Genomic DNA, 23,777 nt, shown 5'->3' on the forward strand with positions numbered 1-23,777 from the left:
ATTAATAATAAAAAGGAACGATTAATATGCAGTTAGAATTTTTAGGTACTGGAGCAGGGGTTCCTGGTAAATTTAGAAACGTTTCCTCAACAGCTCTAAAACTATTGGATGAATGCAACTCAGTATGGTTATTTGATGTAGGTGAAGGAACACAACAACAAATTTTAAGGTCTAACTTAAAGCCTAGAAAGATTAATAAAATATTTATAACTCATTTACACGGTGACCACATTTTCGGATTGCCGGGTCTTTTAAGTTCTAGATCTTTTCAAGGTGGAAATACTCCTTTAACTATTTATGGACCTAAGGGTATTAAAGATTTTGTTAAAATTAGCTTAGGTGTTTCTAAAACAAAATTGTCCTATAGAATTAACTATGTGGAAATAGATTCTACGGGATTAATCTTTCAAGATGATAAGTTTAATGTATATACTGAAAAACTTGATCATCAGATTGAATGTTTTGGTTATAGGGTTGTTGAAAATGATCATCCGGGTGAACTATTAGTTGACAAATTAATTGCAGACAATATTCCATCTGGACCAATTTATGGGAAACTAAAAGACGGCTTAACTGTTGAATTAGAAGACGGTCGTGTTATCAATGGTAAAGACTACCTAGGCGCATCTCAAAAAGGTAGGATTGTCTCTGTATTAGGCGATACTAGGTCAAATGATAATTCATATAAATTATCTAAAGATGCGGATGTTTTAGTTCATGAAAGTACTTTTAGCAAAGATGAGGCCAAACTTGCTAGAAACTACTATCATTCAACCTGTGTTCAAGCTGCTAATTTAGCTAAAAAAGCTGGTGTAAGTAAGCTCTTATTAACTCATATATCTGCTAGATACACTGGTAACATGGCTAAAAGACTAGAGAAGCAAGCTCAAAAAGTATTTGAAAACACCAAGGTTGTTAAAGACTTTGATGTTATTGATATTCCATTTAATAAAAAATAAAGTATTACTAGTAAAGGTGGTTGCATGATTTTACCTAAATATAATTGGAACATACACTCTATTGACTATAACGATAACGAAAAGGCAATAGCTAATCAGTTAAATATTAATCCTTTAATTGTATCTATTCTGTTTCAACGTGGATACAATACGTTAGATAAAATTAAATCATTTTTAAATCCTAATATAGATAGTTTTCATAATCCATTTAATTTACATGATATGCAAAAAAGTGTAGATAGGATTAATACTGCTATATCAAATGATGAAAAAATTACTATTTATGGGGATTATGATGCTGATGGAATTACTAGTACTGCGATTTTGTATGAAACTTTGCAAAATATGGGAGCAAAGGTTAGTTTCTATATTCCTAATCGATTTACAGATGGTTACGGGCCAAACTCTGATGCATACAAAAAAATTATTAATGACGGAACGACTTTAATAATTACCGTGGATAACGGGGTTTCTGGTAAGGAACAAGTTGATTTAGCTAATCAAATGAAGTGTGATGTGATTATTACTGACCATCATAATTTACCAGATGAGCTACCCAACGCCTACGCAATAGTCCATGCTCGTTATCCTGAACATCAATATGATTTTGGTAATTTATCAGGTGCAGGGATATCATTTAAACTAGCGACTGCATTACTGGGGGATTTTCCTAGTGAACTATTGGATTTAGCTGCCATAGGAACAGTTGCTGATTTAGTATCGTTAACTGACGAAAATAGAGCGATTGTAAAACTTGGATTAATTGCAATTTCACAAACTGAACGTCCGGGTTTAAATGCATTAATTCATAAAGCTGGATTGAAATTAGACAATATCAATGAAGAAAGTATTGGTTTTGGAATTGCACCACGTTTAAATGCATTAGGTAGAATATCGGATGCTTCAATGGGAGTAGCATTATTAACTACTTTCGATGATGAATATGCCGATGAACTAGCAAAAGAGACTGACAGTAAAAATACCCAGAGAAAAAAGTTGGTAAGCGACATTTATGAGGAAGCTAGCCAAAAAGCCACCAATTTGATAGAGGCGGGACATAATACCTTATTTATAGTTGGTAATAATTGGCATGAAGGGGTATTAGGGATAGTTGCTAGTCGAATAGTTGAAAAATTTCATAAACCAACATTAGTGTTGAACTTGGATGAACAAACTAAGCTGGCTAAAGGTTCTGGAAGAAGTATTGAAGGCTTCGACTTATTCAACGCCTTAAATCATAGTCGCAGTGATATGACATCTTTTGGTGGCCATAGTATGGCAGTTGGTTTAAGTGTTCAAGAAGACAATCTTTCAAAAGTTTATGCCAATCTAGATAAAAATGCACTAGAGCAAGATATTGATACGATTTCCAAGCCTACTTTGAATATCACAGCTGCAATAGATATTAAAGATATTAATAAGAGCTTATTTGATAATTTAGAACAGTTAGCACCTTTTGGTAATGACAATGAATATCCAGTTTTTGAATTTAAACACGATTCTATTTCTAATGTAACCACGATGGGTGCTGAAAATAATCACTTAAAATTTAGATTGAATTCAGGATACAACAATATTAATGTTTTAGCTTTTAACAATGGAAAATATAGTCAAAGTGTTACCAATTCTTTTGATGTAACTAGGGTAGCAGGCCATTTAGTATTGAATACCTGGAAAGGTAAAACATCAATTCAAATAATGCTTGATGATTTATGCTGTGATGGTCCAGAAATTATCGATCAAAGATCTAATGTATTAAAAAAAGATTATTTTAATGACGCAGTTACTTATGTTTTCTTTAATAAGAATATTTTGAATCAAGTTAAATCATATGTTGCTGAAGATGCTAAATGTATATATGTAGATGATTTGTCTTTTGATAACTGTTCTGATAATATTGTTATTGTTGATTGTCCAGTTAATATGGCAACCTTAGATAAGGTATTATCAATTGCCGATTCAAAGAAAATAATTTTTATTTTATATAAAAAAGAATTAATTTCTAAATTTGGGATGCCAAATAGGCAACAGTGTGCTAAAATATTTAAGTTCTTTGCAAAGCATAATGGTTTCGATTTAAAACAAAATTATCAACAACTTTGTGAATTTTTAAATATTTCAAAAAGAAGTTTATTTTTAATTTTAAAAGTATTCGATGAGTTAAATTTTATTTCTATAGATAGAGGCTTAATTTATGAAAATAAACAACCTGCTAAAAGAGAAATATCTGAAGCTCCAGCTTATCAACAGATGAGTGATGAGATTTTATTAGAAAAAAAATTAATTCTAAGTAGTAAAGAAGAATTAAGTCATTTTATTCGTAATAAATATGACCAACGAAAGGACGCTGTTAAATAAATGGTGTTAGATTTAAATGATTATGTAGCTAGCTATGACGATTTTCCTAAAAAAGGAGTAACTTTTCGTGATATTTCTCCACTAATGGAAGATGGTAAGGCTTATAAACAAGCTACTGATGAAATTGTTGCTTATGCTAAATCTAAAGATGTAGATTTAGTAGTAGGACCGGAGGCTCGAGGATTTATCGTTGGATGTCCAGTTGCCTACGAATTAGGGATTGGTTTTGCTCCAGCTAGAAAAGAAGGTAAATTACCTGGTGAAACTGTAAAAGCTTCATATGGGCTAGAATATGGTGAATCATCGCTATACTTACATGCTGATGCCGTAAAGCCTGGTCAAAAAGTACTTATTACTGATGATCTTTTAGCTACAGGTGGAACAATTGAGGCTACCATTAGATTAGTTGAAGACTTGGGTGGTATAGTTGTAGGAACAGCTTTTATTGTTGAATTAGCTGACTTACATGGTCGTGACAAAATTAAAGATTATGATATACTTAGCTTAATGAAATATTAATATAAATAAGTTATGTTTTTACATAACTTGATTATGGAGAGTTGGCAGAGCGGTAATGCATCGGACTCGAAATCCGACGAACCGGTAAAACGGCGGGCAGGTTCGACTCCTGTACTCTCCTTATGATTGGAAAAAGTGGATTTTTTTAATTCCACTTTTTTATTTACAAATTTAATTAGCACTTTACTTGCTTGAGTGCTAAAAATGTAGTTTAATAGTAGATGAAAAGGATATCAACTGATATCTTATTTAAAATAAAAACAGCGATGCTATCCTTTTCGAAGGGTGGCATTGTTTTATAATAGGGGTGTAAAACTATGGCAAACTTTTTTGATGATTCATTTTTTAACAATAATATGGATGATATTTTTAACCAAATTATGCGTCAATCTAATGGTAATAGCTCAGCACGTTATATGGTTAATGGTCATGAGTTAACACCAGATGAATTTTCTCAATATCGTATGACTGGCAAGATGCCAGATAAAAACCAAGAAATCGAGTTAGAAAAAAATGGTGAACATGCCATTAAACGTGGTGGTATTCTTGATAAGTTAGGTCGCAACTTAACTAAAGAAGCTCAAGATAAACTATTAGATCCAGTTATTGGTAGAGATAAAGAAATTGAAGAAACTGCTGAAATTTTGAGTCGTCGTATTAAAAACAATCCGATTTTAGTCGGAGATGCTGGTGTTGGTAAGACAGCTATTGTTGAGGGATTAGCTCAAGCAATTGTAACGGGAAAGGTTCCAGATTCCATTAAAAATAAACAAATTTACTCAATTGACTTATCCTCATTAGAAGCCGGTACCCAATACCGTGGATCTTTTGAAGAAAACATCAAGAATTTGATAAAAGAAGTGAAAGCAGCTGGTAATGTAATCTTATTCTTCGATGAAATACATCAAATATTAGGATTAGGTTCCGGCGATAATAAGGGTGGTAAAGGTTTTTCAGATATTATAAAGCCAGCCCTTTCTCGTGGTGAAATTACAGTTATTGGTGCAACTACTCAAGATGAATATAGAAATACTATTTTGAAAGATACAGCTTTAGCGCGTAGATTCAATGATGTTGTTGTAAATGAACCTAGTGATGAAGATACTTTTAAGATTTTACAGGGGATTAAAAAGTTATATGAAAAACACCACGATGTTGTTATCCCTGACGAAGTTTTAAAAGATGCCATTAATTATTCAGTTCAATATATTCCACAAAGAACTTTACCTGATAAGGCAATTGATTTAATTGATATGACTGCTGCTCATCTAGCTGCTAAACGTTCTGAAAAAAATCCTAAAGATTTAAGCAAACAGCTTAGTATCGCAAAGTCGGAAAAAGATGCTGCTGTTAAATCTGAAGATTTTGAAAAAGCTGCTAAAGCCAAGCATGAAATAGATCGTCTAGAAAAGGCTATCAAGGAAAAAGGTAAAGATAGTTCTAAAAAAGAAAGTCAAAAAGTAACAGTTACATCTAATGACATTGCGAAATCTGTTGAACGTTTGACTGGAATTCCTGTAGCAAAGATGGGCACTAATGATATTGAAAGATTAAAGGGCATTGCTAATCGACTAAAAGGCAAAGTTATCGGACAAGATGAGGCTGTTGATATGGTTGCTAGAGCAATTCGTAGGAATCGTGCTGGCTTTGACGAAGGTAACCGTCCAATTGGTAGTTTCTTATTCGTTGGACCTACTGGTGTTGGTAAAACGGAATTAGCTAAACAATTAGCATTAGATATGTTTGGTAATAAAAATGCTATTATCAGACTAGACATGAGTGAATATAGTGATCGTACAGCCGTTTCTAAACTAATTGGGGCCTCTGCTGGATATGTAGGTTATGATGATAATTCTAATACTCTAACTGAACGTGTTCGTCGTAATCCTTATTCAATTGTTTTACTAGATGAAATTGAAAAAGCAGATCCTCAAGTATTAACATTGTTATTACAAGTTATGGATGATGGAAGACTAACTGATGCCCAAGGTAATGTTATTAACTTTAAGAATACCATCGTTATTGCAACTTCTAATGCTGGTTTTGGTCATGAAAAATTAGATGGTGATAATGATAAGACCATTATGGATCGATTAGCTCCTTATTTCCGTCCAGAATTTATTAACCGTTTTAATGGGATTGTTGAATTTAGTCATTTAACTAAAAAAGATTTATCACAGATTGTCGATTTAATGTTAGATGATGTTAATAAGACCTTAGCAACTAAGAATATTAGTTTATCTGTTTCTGATGATGCAAAAGCATGGTTAATGGAACAGGGATATGATGAAGCAATGGGGGCCAGACCATTACGTAGAGTCATTGAACAAGAAATTCGTGATAAAGTTACTGACTACTACTTGGATCACTTGGATGACAAGAGTTTATCAGCTGATTTAGTAGATGATAAAATCATAATTAGTCATAAAGCATAAATAAAAGACCTGTCAACTATACATTGATAGGTCTTTTATTTTACATATGCATATTAATTATATATTATTAAAGAAAAACATAAATGAGAGGTGTAATTTTATGGAAGTATTATTTCAAGGAAAACCACAAAAAACAGTTGGCGACTTACCAGCTGTTGGGGATAATTTACCTAAGTTTAAAGTTAAGAATAAAGATAATCAAATTGTTAAAACTGCTAATATTATAGGAAAACCAACTGTTATCAGTGTTGTTCCAGATATTGACAGTGGTATTTGTAGTATCGAAACTAAAAAGTTTAATCAGCAAGCTGATAAGTTTAAAAACGTAAAATTTATTACTATCTCTAATAACACTATAGAGCAACAGACTAAATGGTGTGCTGCTAAGGGTGTTTCAAACTTAGAATTATTATCAGACGTTGAATCATCCTTTGGATATGAAACAGGTACTTATCTAGAAAATATGGGTGTTTTAGCTAGAGTTATTTTTGCAATTGATAGTGATGGTGAAATAATTTATCGACAAATTGTTCCTGAAATAGCTTCTGAGCCTAATTATGATGAAGTCCTTTCATTTTTAGAAAAATTAAATTAATATTGACTAGTATAGTAAATTTAGATAAGATTGACATATACAAAAAAGCTTAGATCAAGACAGTAGCATTTAAAAATTGTTCAGGAATAAAATCATTGGCTGTGAGATTTTACGTTTTTACTTGTGAAAGTAACTTGTGAGCTGATATGCTGAAATTATTAGGTGTATCCGGAAATAATCATCCGTTACTTGATACATGAGTGAAAATGTTTTTATGAACATTTTAATTTAGGTGGTACCGCGAAGTGTTTCGTCCTATTTAGGGATGAAGCACTTTTTTATTATAAAAAAGTATAGGAGGCTTTATAATGGCTAAAGAAGAAATAGAAATGTCAACTAAGTATGACCATGAAGATGTTGAAGATGGTCGATACGAAAAATGGCTAGAAGAAGATGTGTTTAAACCTAGTGGGGATAAAAAGGCAAAACCTTATTCAATCGTTTTACCACCACCTAATGTTACAGGTAAACTTCATTTAGGCCATGCGTGGGATACAACTTTACAAGATATGATTATCAGACAAAAAAGAATGCAAGGTTTCGATACTGTTTGGGTTCCAGGAATGGACCATGCGGGAATAGCTACGCAAGCTAAGGTAGAAGCTAAACTACGTGAAGATGGCATTACTAGATACGATTTAGGTCGTGAAAAATTTGTTGATAAGGTATGGGAATGGAAAGATGACTATGCTGCAACCATTAAAAAACAATGGGGTAAATTAGGCTTATCATTAGACTATAGTCGTGAAAGATTTACTTTGGATGATGGTTTATCTGAAGCTGTTCGTAAAGTCTTTGTTGATTTATATAATCAAGGATTAATTTACCGTGGTGAATATATCATTAACTGGGATCCACAAGCACAAACTGCGCTTTCCGATATTGAAGTTGTTCATAAAGATGATAAGGGTGCTTTTTACCATGTTAAATATCCATTTACTGATGGAACTACTTTCAATGGTAAAGACTTTATTGAAATTGCAACAACTAGACCTGAAACTATGTTTGGTGATGTTGCGGTTGCCGTAAATCCTGACGATGAAAGATACAAAGACATTGTTGGTAAAAAGATTTTAGTGCCACTAGTTAACCGTGAAATTCCTATTATTGCTGACCAATATGTAGATAAGGATTTTGGAACTGGAATGGTTAAAATAACTCCAGCTCATGATCCTAATGACTTTAAAGTAGGGAATCGTCATAACCTAGAAAGAATTAACACTATGAATGGCGACGCTACTATGAATGCTAATGCTGGTAAGTATGAGGGCTTAGATCGCTTTGCAGCTCGAAAAGCAATGGTAGATGACTTACAATCACAAGGTTACATTATTAAAATTGACCCAATTGTTCACTCAGTAGGTCATTCTGAAAGAACTGGTGTTCAAGTAGAATCCCGTTTATCTACGCAATGGTTCGTTAAAATGAAACCATTAGCAGAACGTTCATTAGAAAATCAAAAGACTGATGATAAAGTTAACTTCGTACCAGAAAGATTTGAAAACACCTTTACTCAATGGATGGATAATATTCATGACTGGGTTATTTCAAGACAATTATGGTGGGGCCATCGTATTCCAGCTTGGTACAATAAAAAATCTGGTGAAATGTACGTTGGCATGGAAGCTCCTAAAGATGCTGAAAATTGGGAACAAGACCCTGACGTCTTAGATACTTGGTTCTCATCTGCCTTATGGCCATTTTCTACTTTAGGTTGGCCAAATGAGGACTCTGATGATTTTAAACGTTACTTCCCAACTAACACTTTAGTTACTGGATATGACATTATTTTCTTCTGGGTTTCTAGAATGATTTTCCAAAGTCTTACATTTACTGGTAAACGTCCATTTAAACATGTTTTAATCCATGGATTAATGCGTGATGCACAAGGTCGTAAGATGAGTAAATCCTTAGGTAATGGAATTGATCCAATGGATGTTATTGATAAATATGGTGTAGATTCACTTCGTTGGTTCTTATCAACTGGAAACACCGCAGGTCAAGATGTTCGATTCAGCTATGATAAGATTGAATCTGCTTGGAACTTTATCAATAAGATTTGGAATGCTAGTCGTTACGTAATTATGAACTTAGGTGATATGAAAACACCTAAGCTACCAGATAAGAGCGAATGGAATTTAGCTGACCGTTGGATTTTAAGTAAGTTAAATAAGACCACTAAACAAGTTACTGAACATTTTGATAAATTTAACTTTGGTGAAGCTGGTCGTGCTATGTATGATTTCATCTGGAATGACTTCTGTGACTGGTACATTGAAATGAGTAAAGAAACTTTGACTGGAGAAGATCAAAAAGCCAAAGACAATACGAGAAATGTATTAGCATACGTTCTTGATAAAATTTTGAAATTAATGCATCCAATTATGCCATTCGTAACTGAAAAGATTTGGTTATCAATGCCACATGAAGGAAAATCTTTAGTAGTTGCTAAATATCCTGAAACTAATAGTGAATTTGACGATGACAAATCAGAAAAAGAAATGTCTAACCTTATTGAACTAATTAAGGTGGTAAGAAACATTCGTGCCAAAGCTAATGCTCCAATGTCTTCTTCAGTTGATATTTTGATTAAAACTGAAAATGAAGAGCTTAAAGCAATGTTTGAAAACAATAAACACTACATTGATCGTTTCTGTCATCCAAAGGATTTACAAATCGGCTCTGATATAGCAACTCCTAAATTGGCAATGACTGGAATTATTACTGACGCTGAAATTAACATTCCTTTAGCTGAATTAGTTGATTTAAATGATGAAATTACTAAGATTCAAAAAGATATAGATAACTATACTTTTGAAGTTGAACGTGCTGAAAAGAAACTCTCAAATAAAAAGTTTGTTAATAATGCACCAGAACAAGTTGTAAATGCAGAAAAAGAAAAACAATTAGATAATCAATCTAAATTAAATGCTGCTAAACAAAGATTAGCTGATATTAAATCTCAACAATAATATAAACTAAAAAGTACCGAGCATTTTATGTTCGGTACTTTTTTGAAAGGACATCTTTTTTTATGAACTATAACGATGCAATTAATTATATTCATGGGCGAAAACAATTTAAAAAGCATCCCAATTTAGACACAATTAAGTTACTTTTATCAAAGTTAGATAATCCACAAAATAAAATCAATGCAATTCACGTTGCTGGTACTAACGGGAAGGGTTCAACAGTTGCATTTTTAAGGAATTTATTTCAAGCTGACGGCTATTCTGTAGGAACTTTTACTTCGCCTTTTATTATTAAATTTAACGAGCGAATTAGTGTTAATGGAGTTCCAATTACTAACGATGAATTAGTGCAATTAGTTGAAGAAATAAAATCTATTGTAGATATAATGGATACAGAACTAGGATTAAATGCACCTACAGAATTTGAAATTATTACAGCTATGATGTTTAAATATTTTGCAGACAATCCCGTAGATGTAGTTATTGTAGAAGTAGGAATTGGTGGAATTTTAGATTCAACCAATGTTTTTACACCTAAGGTTTCAGTTATAACTACAATTGGGTATGATCATATGAAAATATTAGGCAATACATTATCTGAAATTGCTGCTCAAAAAGCTGGAATTATTAAGCCAAGAGTTCCAGTCGTAGTAGGTAATCTACCAGATGATGCTTTAAATGTTATTAAGAAAACTGCACAACAAAAAAATAGTTCAATTGATGTATTTGCAGAATCATTCACAACTCATAAAAAAACTTCATTAGGGTGGCTTGAAAAGTTTGATTTCAGTAATGATGATATAAAAATAAAAGACATTAGTATTAAAATGTTAGGTGTATATCAAGTTCACAATGCGGCTTGTGCTTTACAAGCATACTTGATTTATCAAAATGAATTTAAAAATTCTATAAGTATTAGTAATATTAAGACGGGCCTATTAAAAACTAGTTGGGCTGGTAGGTTTGAAGAGTTAAATAGTTCTCCTTTAGTAGTGATTGATGGTGCTCATAATGAACCAGCAGTTAAAGAATTAGCAAAGTTAATTGATAATCACTTTTATGATAAAGAAGTTTATATTATACTGGCAGTATTAGCTGACAAGCAATATATTAAGATGATTAATACACTTTTAAAAGTTAAGAATATACATCTTGTTTTAACCGAATTTGATGGTGTAGGAACTAGGAAGGCCGCTGATTTTAAGAAACTAATAACTGAGATAGATAACGATTCAGTCACTTTTATTAATAACTGGAAGGAAGCTATTGCAGAGGTTTCTACCGAAATGAGTGATGATGATGTTTTAATCATCACTGGTTCTTTATACTTCATTTCAGATGTGAGAAAACTTTTTAAGTAAATTTATGATTGATTGTTTAGTTTTTATTTTTAATAATTATTTTATGATATAATTATCACAGTATGAAAAATAATCATTTTTAAAGTAATGATTATGAAGGGATGAAATAATTGTGTTTGGATTTGGAACTAAAAATATAGGAATTGATTTAGGAACAGCTAACACAAATGTTTACGTTGATGGTAAACAAATCGTGTTAAGAGAGCCCTCTGTTGTTGCTAAAAATACTAAAACAGGCGAAATTGTTTCAGTAGGTACTGAAGCAAGAGATATGATTGGTCGTACACCAGCTAGTATTGCTGCTATTCGTCCAATGAAAGACGGAGTAATCGCTGATTATGATACTACGGTTGCAATGTTAAAATATTACATTAATAAAACAATTGGTAAATCTGCTGGTAAACCATACGTTATGGTTTGTGTACCAAGTGGTATCACTGCTGTTGAAAAAAGGGCAGTTATAGATGCTACCAGAGTAGCAGGTGCTCGTGATGCTTATGTTATTGAAGAACCTTTTGCAGCAGCAATTGGTGCAGGATTACCAATTATGGATCCAACTGGAAGTATGGTTGTAGATATTGGCGGTGGTACTACCGATGTTGCTACTATTTCTTTAGGTGGAATTGTTTCTAGTCGCTCAGTTAGAGTAGCTGGTGATAAGTTAAATGATGCTATTTCAACTTACATTAGAAAACACTACAATTTACTAATTGGTGAAAGAACTGCTGAAAAATTAAAATGGGACATTGGCTCAGCTTCACTAGAAGGTGCTAAGGATATTGAAAGCGTTACTATTCGCGGTAGATATTTACTAACAGGTTTACCTAAGAGTGTAGAAATTTCAGCCGAAGATGTTGCTCATGCCATTGAAGAGCCTATCCAAGAAATTATTAGTACAGTTAAGGAAACTTTAGAAGAAACTTCTCCTGAAATTTCAGCTGACGTTATCGATCATGGAATTGTACTTACTGGTGGTGGAGCATTACTTAAGAATTTGCCTCAAGTAATTTCTGATGCTACTAAAGTTCCTGTTTCTATCGCTAAAGACCCGCTTGATTGTGTGGCAATTGGAACTGGTGAATCATTGAAGAGTATTGATGTAATGAAGAAAAAATAATAAAGAGCGGGAAGGATAACTTCCTGCTTATTTATTATACATATGGAGGAATACTTACTCATGAACAAGTTTTTTTCTAACCGAAAATTAGTTATTGCAGTAATTTGTATAATATTAAGCTTTGGTTTCATGACTTTTTCCGTGGCAGTGCGTAATAATCGAGCTACGCCACCTTTAATACAACAATTTGGTAACGATATAGCAGGCTTTGGAACTAGTATTATTGCAGTCCCTGCAAATTTAATTCATAGTGGAGCTAGTAATGTCGGTGAACTATTTGATGCGTACAATGAAAATCAAAGACTAAAACCACAGGTACAAAAAGTTGCTTCTACGTTAGTTCGAAATCAAACTTTAGAAGCTGAAAATAAGCAATTAAAAAGACAACTTAATGTCGGCAAAACTTTGACTGATTATAAAATTATTAACTCAGCTGTAATTACTAGGTCACCATCTGCTTGGGAACAACAGATTATTATAAATAAAGGTCAAAGTGCAGGAATACAAAAGAATATGGCAGTGTTGGGTGGAAAGGGTTTAATTGGCCGAGTTACCGAGGTTAACAAAACTAATAGTAAAGTTGGCTTGATTACTAACACTGCTGATTCAGCTGATCGCTTTGCTATTCAGATTACTAATAAAAAGAATCAAGTAGTTAATGGAATTATTACTGGATATAGCCGTCAAAAGAACCTAATTGAAATGGGTAATATAACTAATAAAATTAAATTACAACCAGGAGACAAGGTTTCTACTAGTGGTTTAGGTGGAGTAACTCCTAAGGGCATGTATGTAGGAACTGTTGTCAAAAAATCATCTGACGATTACGGATTATCTTCCAAGATATACATTAAACCAGCTGCCGACATGAACAATTTACAAGTTGTAAGTGTAGCAATTAGGGATAATTAGAGGTGAATAACTTGCTGAAAAATAATGCTTTTAAATATGTTTTTCCCATTGGTATGCTTATATCTATTTTCTTAGATGGATCAATTTTTTCAATATTTGGTGCTAGTTTATCGTTTCATGCAGTTCCTAATTTATCATTTTTATGGATATTTTTAGCGATGTTTTTTATAAACGATGATAGTATACATTACGAATGGTGGGCTGTTTTGGCAGGAATAATAGTTGATGCTTTTTATATGGGATTTTTAGGAGTTTATACATTTATTTTTCCCTTAGCTATTTACTTTAGTAAATGGATATATAAGCATCTTCCGTTAAATGTTGTTAGTGCATTTTTAATTTATTTTATTGATATTACAATGATTTTTTCTCTTGCTTTATTGGCCAATCGTTTAGAAAGTTTGACTAATATGTCTTGGAGTTTTTATTTAGTCTATGTTCTAGGACCAACTTTGGCAATCAATTTGGTATTTTTGATAATTTTATATATACCTCTGCAATTTTTATTTGACAAGTTAAACTAAAATAATATTAAGGAGTTACTTATATCAATGCATTCAGCAGTGTTAAAAGGCAATAAAAATGGTTATGAAATAGTTATTAATGATAAGTCTAGCATAAAAGATATACTTCATGAATTAACTATACTTTTAGGTGAATTAAGCCATAATAAGGCTTTAAAATCTGCTAAGTTGTTTATTAATGTTAATTCAGGTTTACGATTATTATCAACGGATGAAAAGAATAAAATTAGGGATTTAGCCAATAGCTATGAAAATTTGTCAATAGACAAGTTTATTTCAAAGACAGTTACAATTGATAAAGCCGAACAGATGATTAAAGATAATACGATAAACACTTTAGATAAAGTTATTCGAAATGGTCAAGATGTATTTATCGATGGTGACGTGTTATTTTTTGGTAAAATCCATAATGGTGGTAAACTAGTAGCTTCTGGAAATATCTACTTGATGGGAAACAGTGAAGGGATTCTTCAAGCTGGCTTTCCTAATGACGAAAATAAGTTGATTATCGGTAATGTATCTACTTCTCAACAAGTTAGGGTTGGTGAACAATTTGAAGTTATAGCTGACAATCAGAATGTACCTGAATTGTCCGATACTGTAATTTATGTTAACGACTTACATGTTTTGAGCTATGGTAAAATCAATAATTTGAAGCAAATTAATCCAAAATTCTTTAATAAGATAGGGGGAATTTAAAATGGGTAAAGCTATCGTGATAACATCTGGAAAAGGTGGAGTAGGTAAGACTACTTCTACTGCTAATATAGGAATTGCTTTAGCCTTAATGGGTAAAAGAGTTTGTTTAATAGACTTAGATATAGGTTTAAGAAACTTGGATGTAGTGCTTGGCTTAGAAAATAGAGTGATGTACGATATCGTTGATGTAGCAGATAAACGTGTGAAATTAGTTCAAGCTTTAGTTAAAGATAAACGTTTTGATGATTTATTATATCTTTTGCCAGCTGCCCAGAATACTGACAAAAATGCCTTAAATGAAGACCAAGTTAAATCTATCGTTGATGAATTAAAACCAGATTTTGATTATGTCTTTATTGATTGTCCAGCCGGGATTGAACAAGGATTTATCAATTCAATATCAGGTGCTGATGGTTCTATTATCGTTACCACTCCTGAAATCTCAGCAGTACGTGATGCTGATCGAGTTATTGGATTATTAGAAAAACACCCATTGGTTGAAGCTCCTAAACTAATTATTAATCGTATTCGTCCAGCAATTATTGAACAGGGAAATGCTATGGATGTTGATGAAATTACTAGACATTTAGGCATTGATTTGCTTGGCATAGTCTTAGATGATGATGAAGTCATTAGTACTTCTAATCGTGGTAAATCAATCGTGATGGATGCTGAAAACAAAACTGCTAAGGGATATCGTAATATTGCGAGAAGACTGGAAGGTGAAACAGTTCCTCTGATGAAAATAGAAAGAGAAACCAAAAGAGGTTTTTGGTATCGAATATCACATTTATTTGGACACGATAAATAGCTTGATTTAATTTTTATAATAGTTTATTATTTATTCAAATAATTTAAATACTTTGAACAGATTTCGCTTTATTGTAAAGTACACAGAGAGCTTATGTTGCTGAGATTTAAGCACTTAAATAAAGGGATTCACGTCTGTGAGTTATGTTTCTGAACGTTTTTATTATTAGGAAATGTCGGTTTATTCCGTTATCTTGTGAGTTATTTTATAAAACTTGTAGAGTTTTGCTATGTGAATAGTAAATAAAAACGGGGTGGAACCGCGACTTTGTCGTCCTCTTAAGCATGTTAGTGCTTAAGAGTTTTTTTATTTTAATGAAATAACTCTTTAAGCTGACTTGTGTGAATGAGTTAGAAAATTAGGTGGAACCACGGTATAACGTCCTTTTAGATTTTTTCTAAAAGGACTTTTTTAGTTTTTAATAAACAACAGGAGATGATTTTATGGATTATATTGTAAATATACTACCTTCATTGTTATCGGGAGCTTTAGTGACACTAAAGGTTTTTTTATGGACATTAGTTATTTCTATTCCTTTAGGGATTATTCTTTCTTTAGGTTTGACTTCCAAATTAACTAATAAAAAAATTTTAAAAATATTTTCTATTAAGCAAGTTATTGAATTTTATATTTGGTTAATGCGTGGAACTCCATTATTATTACAATTAATTTTTGTATTTTATGGTTTACCCATTATTGGAATTGTTTTTCAAAGATATGATGCTGCTTTAGTCGCATTTTCATTAAACTATGCGGCATACTTTGCTGAAATTTTTCGTGGAGGCTTTCAATCCATTCCTAAAACTCAATATGAAAGTGCTTCAATGCTGGGTTTAAATTCTTGGCAAACAACAAGAAAAGTTATTATTCCCCAAGTTCTTAAAATTGTAATTCCATCTATTGGAAATGAAGTAATTAATTTAGTAAAAGATTCGTCGCTTGTTTATGTAATAGGAATTGGAGATTTATTACAGGCTGGAAATATTGCAACTGCCCGTGATGTAACGCTATTACCGTTAATTCTAGTTACTATTATTTATTTATTACTAACAGCTTTTTGTACTATTATTTTAAGAAAGATAGAAAAATACTATAGTTCTTGGCGATAAGGAGGCATCGATATGTTTAGAGCATTAAATATTTCAAAAAAGTTTAACGAGAAACAAATTATTAGTAACTTTAATTTAGAAGTTCCTGATAATAAAATATTATGTATAGTTGGTCCTTCTGGGGCAGGTAAATCTACTTTATTAAGATGCTTAACAGGATTAGAAAGTACTGATAGTGGTGAATTTTATCTAAATGATAAAAAATTTGACCCTACTACTGCAAATAATAAAAAATCTACTATTGGGTTAGTTTCTCAAGACTTTGGGTTATTTCCAAACTTAACTGTAATGGAAAATATTATTTTAGCTCCACAGTTAGTTCTAAAACTTAGTAAAGAAGAAGCTTTAGGTAAAGCTCAAAAATTAATTAAAACTTTGAACTTAAGTGGTAAAGAACAATTATATCCATATCAATTATCTGGTGGACAAAAACAAAGGGTGGCAATTGTTAGAACTTTGGCAATGAATCCTAAAATAATTTGTTACGATGAACCGACCTCGGCACTAGACCCTAAACTTAGTGAAGAGGTTGGAAAGATATTAAATAAACTAAAATCTAATAATATTATGCAAATAGTTGTAACACATGATATGGATTTTGCTAAACAGGTGGCTGATCGAATTATTACGGTCGAGCCTTTATCTTAGAATTTAGGAGGGAAGGATTTGTATACGAAAAAGCTAAAGATATTTTTAATGTTTATGATTTTATTATCTACTTCCTTACTTTCCTCATGTTCAATAAAAAACAATGATAACAATAATTGGAATAGTATCAAGAAAGAACATAAAGTTGTGATTGGGCTGGATGCAACTTTTGTGCCTATGGGTTATGAAAATCAACAAGGTAAAATCACTGGCTTTGACGTAGATGTAGCTAATGCAGTTTTTAAACAATATGATGTAAAGCCTATTTTTCAGCCTATTGATTGGTCTATGAATGTAACGGAACTAAGGAATAACACGATTGATTTGATTTGGAATGGTTTTTCAATTAACAGCCAGCGAGAAAAAGTGGTTAATTTTACAAAGCCTTACTTATCAAATGATCAAGTACTAGTAACAATGAGAGACTCTAACATAAACTCACTAAATCAAATGCATAATAAAACATTAGGTGTACAAGCGGGTTCTTCTGGATTAAATGAATTAAATAATAATCCTAAAATTTTAAAAGATTGTATTAAAAATCGAACTCCAGTATTATATAATTCGTTTACTAATGCTTTTATTGATTTAAGTAGTCGAAGAGTTGATGGATTATTGATAGATAGCACCTATGCTAATTATTACGTAAGCCATCAAAAGAATCCTAAGGCATTTGCTATCAAGCACACTAATTTTCCTAAGGAATATTTTGCAGTAGGAGCTAGAAAAGGCGATTATGAAATAACTAGTGCAATTAATAAGGGATTAGATAAAATATCTAAAAACGGTGAATTAAAAAAAATATGTCAAAAGTGGTTTGGCAAAGAATATGAATCACCTTTATTAAACAAACAGGAGGAGTAATTTGAAAGAACAATTATCCCACGGTGTTGAACTATACATGACACCCACTAAAAAATTTAAGACAGTTACATTGACATGTAACTTAATTACGGAAGCTAATTTTAAAAATTTTGCTAAAAGAGCTGTTTTAGCTGAATTACTTGAAACCAATAATTCTAAGTATAAGACCCAAGAAGAATTGGCTAAACAACTTTCTAAAATGTATGGTGCTTCTTTTGGTACCAATATTGTTAGATATGGTAATTTGCACATCATTAAAATAATTTTAAGTTTTCCTAATGCTAATTACTTACCCAATAAGTATGACAACATTAATGAAGCTATTGAATTTTTGATGGACGTTTTATTAAGACCAAATGTTAAAAATAAAGCTTTTGATAATAAAACTTTTACAACCCAGAAACAAAATATTTTAAAATATCTTTCTTCCATTAGTGATGATAAGCAATACTATGCAGCTGTAAAATCTAAAGAGCTGTTTTTTAATGAAAATGTCAATCGAGGAAGATTAATATTTGGCGAATCCAGCCAATATAAAGATTTGAATGAAAAAAATATTTTTGAATATTATACAAATACTATATTGAATGATAATATTATATTTTCCATAATTGGCGATTTTAACCCTCATGATATTCTTAATGTTTTTAAGAATTATAATTTTGATGATAGAAATAATATTTACAAACTATTACCTTATAAGCATGCTCTTACAGATTCAATAAATGAAAAAACAGAAACGCAAGAATTAAGTCAAGGAAAATTAAACTTGGGATATTCATTACCAATTAATTATAACGATAAAAATTTATATGCTGCTATAATTTTTAATGCTGTATTTGGTGGAACTCCGCAGTCCAAACTATTTAAAATAGTTAGAGAAAAATACAGTTTAGCTTACTATGCAAGTAGTAGCTTTAATGCTATTAATGGTTTTATTAATGTACAGTCTGGAATTGATTCCAAAGATAAATCAAAGGTTATTTCATTAATTAATGAACAATTAGCTTCTATTCAAAGTGGAAATTTTGAAACAGAATTAATTAATCATATAAAACATGAATTGGTCAATGCTAGGTTAAACTTATTAGATAGCCCCAGAAAAATGTTAGAACAGCAATTTGTAAATAATCTTTTAGGTCGAAGCATTTCCTTTGAAGATTGGCAACGAAATATATTAGCTGTTCAAAAAGAAGATATTATAAGTGTTGCTAAGCTAGTTAAATTGCAATCAATTTTCTTTTTGGAGGGCAAAAAATAAATGATAAATAAAAAATATGATAACTACAATGAAGAAATTTATTATGAAAAGTTAGATAACGGATTAGAAATAGTTTTAGTTCCTAAAAATGATTTTTATAAAACTTACGCTACCTTTTCAACATCTTATGGTTCTATCAATAACAAATTTATTCCTTATGGTAAGAAAAATGCAGTCAGCTTACCAGCTGGAATTGCTCATTTTTTAGAACATAAAATGTTTGATAAAAAAGATTATGATGCTTTTGACCTTTTTTCTAAGACAGGAGCTTCTTCGAATGCTTTTACTAGTTTTACCAAAACTAGTTACTTATTTTCTTGTGTTGATAATTTAAAAGCAAACATTGGTATTCTTTTAGATTTCGTGCAAAGTCCTTATTTTACAGATAAAAAAGTTGAAAAAGAAAAAGGAATAATTGGGCAAGAAATTAGTATGTATGATGATGATCCGGATGCAGCTATTTTCTTTGGAACGGTTAGCAAGATGTACCCAGATTTTCCATTAAATGTTGATATTGCAGGAACTGTTGAATCCATCAGTAAAATTACAGCAGAGGACCTTTATACGGCTTACAATACATTTTATCAACCAGGTAATATGCAATTGAACATTGTAGGTAATATGGACGTTAATGATGTTGTTAAATTTATTAAAGCCAATCAAGCTAAAAAAACATTTAAACCATATCAAGATATTAAGAACGTAATTCCAAAATCTACAAAAATTATAAAAGATTCAAAACAGTTCATGAACATTACTAGAAATAAAGTTGCTGTTGGTATCAAAGGCCAACAACTTGATAGTGTTGATTCTAAATATGAATTAGGAATATCATTGTTGTTAGAATTATTGTTTTCTGAAAGTTCATCAAACTATAATAAACTATATAATAAAGGAATTATTGATGACTCATTTGGATTTGATTTTGAATTTGAAAAATATTATAATTTCGCCTTGATTGCTGGAGATACTGATTATCCTAATGAATTTATTACGGAGATCAAAAATATTTTATTAGCTGCTGTTTCTAATTTAGATGATTTGAAAGAAAATTTTGAATTAATAAAAAAAGAAGAGCTAGGTCAACATATTTCTATGATGAACTCTATCGAAGCGATTGCTAATAATTTAGGTAACAAAGATAATAATTACACTAATTTATATGATGAAATTAATATAATCAACAGTATAACTTTGGAAGACTTGAAGTTATATGCTCAAAAATTTATTAACAAAAATAATATAGTTACTAATATAATATCTCCTAAAAGTTAATTCATTTAAATATTTTTTTTAGGTTATGATATACTGTTAAGTGTATAAAAATTCTTATTTTAACTGGAGTATTTATTTATGGATAATGATAAAAATACAAATAAAAAGAATATTGGACAGACTTTAAAAAAAGCCAGAGAAGATAAAAATTTAACTATTGATGATTTACAAAAGAATACTAAAATTCAAAAAAGATACTTGGTAGCGATTGAAGAAAACAATTTTGACGAATTACCAGGGGACTTTTATGTTAGAGCCTTTATCAAACAATTTGCGGATGCAGTTGGTTTGAATGGTTTCGAATTATTAAATAGTTATGATAATGATTTACCAAACACAAATTCACCTGAATATGTTGAACAAGTTTCTGATGATAAGATAGCCTCTAGATCTTCGCAAAGAAAAGAAGAAGATAAGTTTGCTTTTGTTAGAAATTACGGTCCAACTGCTGCTATTGCTGTTTTTGTATTAATTGTGATTTTTGTTATTTGGATAGCAGTGGCTAAAACCAATAATCACTCGGATTCTACAATTAATAAATCTTCAATTTCAGTTAGTGGTTCATCTCAAAAGAGTGAATCTAAGGAAAGTAAATCTAAAACTGATACTAAGAGTACTAATAAGGATACGAATGATACAAAAACAACTATTAAGAAGACTGATAGTACTAGTGGTGCTAACGTTTATGCTGTATCTACCAATGCAGCTAAAAACAAAATTAAACTAAGCAGTACTAGTCGAGCTTGGATATCTGCAACTTCAAATGGTAAAACTTTATATTCGGGTGCATTAACACCTAACGCTGGAAATAAAATTAAGTTAGCTAAAGATGATAAAGAAATTACTATTAACTTAGGAAATTCCCCTGCTACTAAGATATCAATTAATGGCGAAAAATTACCAATTCATAGTGATAGTGCTCAAGTACAAACAGTTAAGGTACAATTTAAATAAAAAAGGGGCTTTTAAAGCCTCTTTTTTAATATTTTTAGATATTGGAGATAAATATAAATGAACTTACCAAATAAATTAACTTTGTTACGAATCTTTTTGATCCCAATTTTTATTTTAATACTAGCTTACCCATTTAACTGGGGAACTGTAATCATAGCGGGTACGATGTTGCCAATTACACAAATTATTGCAGCTTTAATTTTTGCATGTGCTTCTATAACTGATTTTTTGGACGGACAGATTGCCCGTAGACAACATCTGGTTACTAATTTTGGTAAATTTGCTGATCCTTTGGCAGACAAGATGATTGTAATGTCAGCTTTTATTGCATTGGTTGGATTGGGTCAGGTACCAGCTTGGGTAGCTTCCATCATTGTATGTAGAGAATTGGCAGTTACTGGATTGAGATTAATAATAGTTGAAAACGATGGTGAAGTCTTAGCCGCTGCTTGGCCAGGAAAGATTAAGACAGCAACTCAAATGTTTTCAATTATATTACTATTGCTTAATAACATCTTCTTTGCAGCTATAAATGTTTCGATGGGATTGATTTTACTTTACATTTGTTTATTCTTTACTGTTTATTCTGGAATTGATTACTTTGTTAAAAATAAAGATGTGTTTTCAGATTCATTTTAAGAAATTAACGTAGATTAGTACGTATGTATAATATGAACACATTAGCAAGGGTGATGGTGTCTTATGATAACTAAAATTGATAAAATTGCGATTGAGAAATTAATTAATGCCGACGTTTCAGTTACTGCAGCTGAAAGTTTAACGGCTGGACTATTTCAAGAGGTTTTGGGAGAAGTGCCAGGGGTTTCTAAAATTTTTAGTGGTGGTTTTGTAACTTATTCCAACACTGCTAAAGAAAAATTGCTTGGAATACCATCAAAAATAATAAATGATTTTGGAGTTGTTTCGGCTCAAACAGCTAAACAAATGGCTCAAAAATCACGTGAAATTATGAAAACTAATCTTTCAGTGTCTTTTACCGGAGTTGCTGGACCAGATGAATTAGAGGGCAATAAAGCTGGTACAGTTTATATAGGGATATCATACGGTAATTATTTGGAAAGTCGAGTTTTTCATTTTCGTGGAGATAGGGATGCAATACGGATTAAATCAGTAGTTGCAGCTTTAGATTGGATTGACTCATTGGTCAATAATTAATTAAGCGAACTTTTGTTCCCTTTTTTCTTGATTTTTATCGAATACATTAGTATAGTATATGATACTGTTAAAGTTATAAATGAGGAGGTAAGTTAATGGCTGATGAACGTAAAGCTGCTCTAGATGGGGCTTTGAAGAGAATTGAAAAAGAATTCGGTAAAGGTTCCATAATGAGAATGGGCGATCGTGGAGACACTAGAATTTCAACAATTCCTACTGGTTCTTTAGCATTAGATAATGCTTTAGGGGTAGGTGGATATCCAAGAGGTAGAATCGTTGAAATTTATGGACCTGAAAGTTCTGGTAAAACCACAATTGCCTTACAGGCTGTTGCTGAAGTTCAAAAACGTGGTGGTACAGCAGCTTATATTGATGCTGAAAATGCATTAGATCCAGTTTATGCTACTAATTTAGGAGTTAATATTGAAGATTTATTACTTTCACAACCTGATACTGGTGAGCAAGGTCTTCAAATTACAGATGCCTTAGTATCAAGTGGTGCTATTGATATTGTAGTTGTTGACTCAGTAGCTGCATTAGTTCCTAGAGCTGAAATCGAAGGAGAAATGGGTGATGCCCATGTTGGTTTACAAGCTAGATTAATGTCACAAGCTTTAAGAAAGCTTTCTGGTTCTATTAATAAAACCAAAACTATCGCTTTATTCATTAATCAAATTCGTGAAAAAGTTGGGGTAATGTTTGGAAATCCTGAGACAACTCCTGGAGGACGTGCGCTTAAATTCTACTCTACAATTAGATTAGAAATTAGAAGAGCTGAACAAATTAAAGACGGTACTGATATTATTGGTAATCGTACTAAAATTAAAGTAGCTAAAAATAAGGTAGCTCCTCCATTTAAACGTGCAGAAGTTGATATAATGTATGGACATGGTGTATCACAAACTGGTGAATTAGTTGACATGGCTGTAGACAAGGACATCATTAATAAGTCAGGTTCATGGTATTCATATGGTGAAGCTAGAATTGGTCAGGGTCGTGAAAATGCTAAACAATATCTTGCTGATAACCCTGAAATCGAACAAGAAATTAACCATAAAGTTAGAGTTGCTTATGGAATGGAAGAAGATACTGATTCTGCAAAGGCAGAAAATGAATCCAAAAAGAATTCCGAAACTAAAAAAGACAACAAAAAATAAAAAGGATGGAATTTATTGAACCGCCTTACAAAAGTTGGACATTAAAACTAACTTTTGTAAGGCGGTTTTTT

Annotated in this window: 21 protein-coding genes, 1 tRNA gene and 2 other annotated features; all 22 genes read left to right on the plus strand. The window is 31.5% G+C overall.

Translation table 11 applies throughout. The features are described 5' to 3' along the window. The first annotated feature begins 26 nt into the window (after window positions 1-26). Window positions 27-959 carry a ribonuclease Z gene (gene rnz / locus FD06_RS03000; RefSeq protein ID WP_056965998.1) on the plus strand — a complete coding sequence of 311 codons (933 nt, stop codon included), beginning with the start codon at window positions 27-29 and terminating at the stop codon, window positions 957-959. Between the two features lie 24 nt (window positions 960-983). Further along, on the plus strand, window positions 984-3,317 hold the full coding sequence (gene recJ, locus FD06_RS03005) for a single-stranded-DNA-specific exonuclease RecJ (RefSeq protein WP_056966000.1): 2,334 nt from the start codon (window positions 984-986) through the stop codon (window positions 3,315-3,317). Continuing rightward, window positions 3,318-3,836, plus strand: a complete 519-nt coding sequence (locus FD06_RS03010) for an adenine phosphoribosyltransferase (protein WP_056966002.1) — start codon at window positions 3,318-3,320, stop codon at window positions 3,834-3,836. Between the two features lie 35 nt (window positions 3,837-3,871). Next, window positions 3,872-3,957: transfer RNA gene (locus tag FD06_RS03015), tRNA-Ser, on the plus strand. A 196-nt stretch (window positions 3,958-4,153) separates the two neighbouring features. Beyond that, complete coding sequence (locus FD06_RS03020) at window positions 4,154-6,271, plus strand: ATP-dependent Clp protease ATP-binding subunit (protein ID WP_056966003.1); 2,118 nt, start codon at window positions 4,154-4,156, stop codon at window positions 6,269-6,271. A 100-nt stretch (window positions 6,272-6,371) separates the two neighbouring features. Next, complete coding sequence (gene tpx / locus FD06_RS03025; protein ID WP_054658229.1) at window positions 6,372-6,866, plus strand: thiol peroxidase; 495 nt, start codon at window positions 6,372-6,374, stop codon at window positions 6,864-6,866. Window positions 6,867-6,907: 41 nt separating this feature from the next. Beyond that, window positions 6,908-7,127 (plus strand) — a binding site (T-box leader). Between the two features lie 47 nt (window positions 7,128-7,174). Then, entirely contained in the window at window positions 7,175-9,838 is a 2,664-nt protein-coding gene (locus FD06_RS03030; protein ID WP_056966005.1) for a valine--tRNA ligase, read from the plus strand. Window positions 9,839-9,900: 62 nt separating this feature from the next. Further along, window positions 9,901-11,199: a bifunctional folylpolyglutamate synthase/dihydrofolate synthase gene (locus FD06_RS03035; protein ID WP_056966008.1), complete on the plus strand. Its 1,299-nt coding sequence runs from the start codon at window positions 9,901-9,903 to the stop codon at window positions 11,197-11,199. A gap of 112 nt (window positions 11,200-11,311) precedes the next feature. Beyond that, entirely contained in the window at window positions 11,312-12,316 is a 1,005-nt protein-coding gene (locus FD06_RS03040; protein WP_056966009.1) for a rod shape-determining protein, read from the plus strand. A gap of 60 nt (window positions 12,317-12,376) precedes the next feature. Then, window positions 12,377-13,228 carry a rod shape-determining protein MreC gene (gene mreC / locus FD06_RS03045; RefSeq protein WP_191980340.1) on the plus strand — a complete coding sequence of 284 codons (852 nt, stop codon included), beginning with the start codon at window positions 12,377-12,379 and terminating at the stop codon, window positions 13,226-13,228. Between the two features lie 2 nt (window positions 13,229-13,230). Continuing rightward, window positions 13,231-13,752, plus strand: coding sequence for a rod shape-determining protein MreD (gene mreD, locus FD06_RS03050; protein ID WP_162256003.1), 522 nt, complete (start codon window positions 13,231-13,233; stop codon window positions 13,750-13,752). A gap of 27 nt (window positions 13,753-13,779) precedes the next feature. Beyond that, the gene (locus FD06_RS03055) at window positions 13,780-14,451 is read left to right on the plus strand and encodes a septum site-determining protein MinC (RefSeq protein ID WP_056966016.1); all 672 of its coding nucleotides are present in this window, start codon (window positions 13,780-13,782) and stop codon (window positions 14,449-14,451) included. A gap of 1 nt (window position 14,452) precedes the next feature. Continuing rightward, window positions 14,453-15,262, plus strand: coding sequence for a septum site-determining protein MinD (gene minD, locus FD06_RS03060; protein ID WP_054658233.1), 810 nt, complete (start codon window positions 14,453-14,455; stop codon window positions 15,260-15,262). A gap of 43 nt (window positions 15,263-15,305) precedes the next feature. Then, window positions 15,306-15,543: a binding site (T-box leader), on the plus strand. 162 nt (window positions 15,544-15,705) lie between these two features. Beyond that, window positions 15,706-16,371 carry an amino acid ABC transporter permease gene (locus FD06_RS03065; RefSeq protein ID WP_054658235.1) on the plus strand — a complete coding sequence of 222 codons (666 nt, stop codon included), beginning with the start codon at window positions 15,706-15,708 and terminating at the stop codon, window positions 16,369-16,371. 12 nt (window positions 16,372-16,383) lie between these two features. Beyond that, window positions 16,384-17,019, plus strand: coding sequence for an amino acid ABC transporter ATP-binding protein (locus FD06_RS03070; RefSeq protein WP_056966018.1), 636 nt, complete (start codon window positions 16,384-16,386; stop codon window positions 17,017-17,019). An 18-nt stretch (window positions 17,020-17,037) separates the two neighbouring features. Beyond that, window positions 17,038-17,883, plus strand: coding sequence for an amino acid ABC transporter substrate-binding protein (locus tag FD06_RS03075; protein WP_338024191.1), 846 nt, complete (start codon window positions 17,038-17,040; stop codon window positions 17,881-17,883). Between the two features lies 1 nt (window position 17,884). Further along, window positions 17,885-19,144 carry an EF-P 5-aminopentanol modification-associated protein YfmF gene (yfmF, locus tag FD06_RS03080; protein ID WP_056966020.1) on the plus strand — a complete coding sequence of 420 codons (1,260 nt, stop codon included), beginning with the start codon at window positions 17,885-17,887 and terminating at the stop codon, window positions 19,142-19,144. Further along, window positions 19,145-20,419, plus strand: coding sequence for an EF-P 5-aminopentanol modification-associated protein YfmH (yfmH, locus tag FD06_RS03085; protein WP_056966021.1), 1,275 nt, complete (start codon window positions 19,145-19,147; stop codon window positions 20,417-20,419). It begins immediately after the preceding gene. Between the two features lie 78 nt (window positions 20,420-20,497). Then, window positions 20,498-21,373 carry a helix-turn-helix domain-containing protein gene (locus FD06_RS03090; RefSeq protein ID WP_054658243.1) on the plus strand — a complete coding sequence of 292 codons (876 nt, stop codon included), beginning with the start codon at window positions 20,498-20,500 and terminating at the stop codon, window positions 21,371-21,373. Between the two features lie 57 nt (window positions 21,374-21,430). After that, window positions 21,431-22,012, plus strand: coding sequence for a CDP-diacylglycerol--glycerol-3-phosphate 3-phosphatidyltransferase (gene pgsA, locus FD06_RS03095; RefSeq protein WP_054658245.1), 582 nt, complete (start codon window positions 21,431-21,433; stop codon window positions 22,010-22,012). A 63-nt stretch (window positions 22,013-22,075) separates the two neighbouring features. Then, entirely contained in the window at window positions 22,076-22,549 is a 474-nt protein-coding gene (locus tag FD06_RS03100) for a CinA family protein (protein WP_054658247.1), read from the plus strand. Window positions 22,550-22,644: 95 nt separating this feature from the next. After that, window positions 22,645-23,706, plus strand: coding sequence for a recombinase RecA (recA, locus tag FD06_RS03105; protein WP_082605273.1), 1,062 nt, complete (start codon window positions 22,645-22,647; stop codon window positions 23,704-23,706). Window positions 23,707-23,777: the final 71 nt, after the last annotated feature.

Source organism: Apilactobacillus ozensis DSM 23829 = JCM 17196, assembly GCF_001435995.1.
Classification (GTDB): Bacteria; Bacillota; Bacilli; order Lactobacillales; family Lactobacillaceae; genus Apilactobacillus; species Apilactobacillus ozensis.